Genomic DNA, 1,493 nt, shown 5'->3' with positions numbered 1-1,493 from the left:
AGGCGAGGAACAGGCGATACACCGGGTTTTGCGTCTCTTCCCAGTACGGATAGCCGAGCGTCGCGAGAAAACGGTCGAACGCTTCGGTCTCGGTCGTGGGCACCTGGATGCCCACCAGGATCGAGCTGTAGTCCGCGCCCTGGTTGCGATAGTGGAACAGGCTGATGTTCCAGTTCGGCGCCATCGACGACAGGAACTTCATCAGCGCACCCGGCCGCTCCGGAAACTCGAAGCGGAACAGGCGCTCGTCATGCGCGAGCGGCGAGCGGCCGCCAACCATGTAGCGGATGTGCTGCTTCGAGAGTTCGTCGAAGGTCAGGTCGACGGTGGCGAAGCCGTGCGCTTCGAACGCGCCCGCGATCTGCGCCGACTCGCTGCGGTTCCTGATCTGCACGCCGACGAAAATATGCGCCGAATTCGCGTCCGCGATCCGGTAGTTGAACTCGGTGACACTGCGCGTGCCGACCAGCTCGCAGAAGCGCCGGAAGCTGCCGCGCTCTTCGGGGATCGTCACCGCGAACACCGCTTCGCGCGCCTCGCCGACTTCGGCACGCTCGGCGACGAAACGCATGCGGTCGAAGTTCATGTTCGCGCCCGACGTGATCGCGATCAGCGTCTGGTTCTCGATGCCTTCGCGCTCCGCATACTGCTTGGCGCCGGCTACCGCCAGCGAGCCCGCGGGTTCGAGCACGCTGCGGGTGTCCTGGAACACGTCCTTGATCGCCGCGCACAGCGCATCGGTGTTCACCAGCAGCACGTCGTCGAGATATTCGCTGCACAGCCGGAAGGTTTCTTCACCGACCAGTTTTACCGCCGTGCCGTCCGAGAACAGGCCGACTTCGTTCAGCGTGACCCGCTCGCCCGCTTTCAGCGATGCGGCCATCGCGCACGAATCGTCGGTCTGCACGCCGATCACCTTGATCTCCGGGCGCACTGATTTCACGTACGCGGCCACGCCGGCCGCGAGCCCGCCGCCGCCGATCGGCACGAAGATCGCGTGAATCGGTCCCTGATGCTGGCTGAGAATCTCCATCGCGACGGTGCCCTGACCCGCGATCACGTAAGGGTCGTCGAACGGATGCACGAAGGTCAGGCCGCGTTCTTCCTGCAACTTGACCGCGTGTGTGTAGGCGTCGCTGTACGACTCGCCGAACTGCACCACCTCGACCGTCGGGCCGCCGTGCGCGCGCACGGCATCGACCTTCACCTGCGGCGTCGTGACCGGCACCACGATGATCGCCTTCACGCCCATGCGAGCCGCCGACAACGCCACACCCTGCGCATGATTACCCGCCGACGCGGTAATCACCCCACGCCCCAGCGCTTCCGCCGGGATATGCGCCATCTTGTTGTATGCGCCGCGCAGCTTGAACGAGAACACCGGCTGGTTGTCCTCGCGTTTCAGATAGACCGGATTGCGCAGCCGCGCCGACAGATTCGGCGCGCGTTCGAGTTCGGTCTCGCGGGCCACGTCGTAGACGCGCGCGGTCAGG

1 protein-coding gene is annotated in these 1,493 nt (G+C 65.2%); it reads right to left on the bottom strand.

Going from position 1 to position 1,493, the window contains the following annotated elements; genetic code table 11:
- Positions 1-1,492: threonine ammonia-lyase, biosynthetic (ilvA, locus tag P0D89_RS52900; protein ID WP_408379611.1), on the bottom strand; the 1,492-nt coding region annotated here is incomplete at its 3' end.
- Between the last annotated feature and the right edge of the window lies 1 nt (position 1,493).

Origin of the sequence: Paraburkholderia sp. RL18-085-BIA-A (assembly GCF_046027075.1) — a bacterium.
GTDB lineage: Bacteria > Pseudomonadota > Gammaproteobacteria > Burkholderiales > Burkholderiaceae > Paraburkholderia.
Note: the sequence above shows the minus strand (reverse complement) of the source record. Positions and strands in the feature narration are given on the sequence as shown.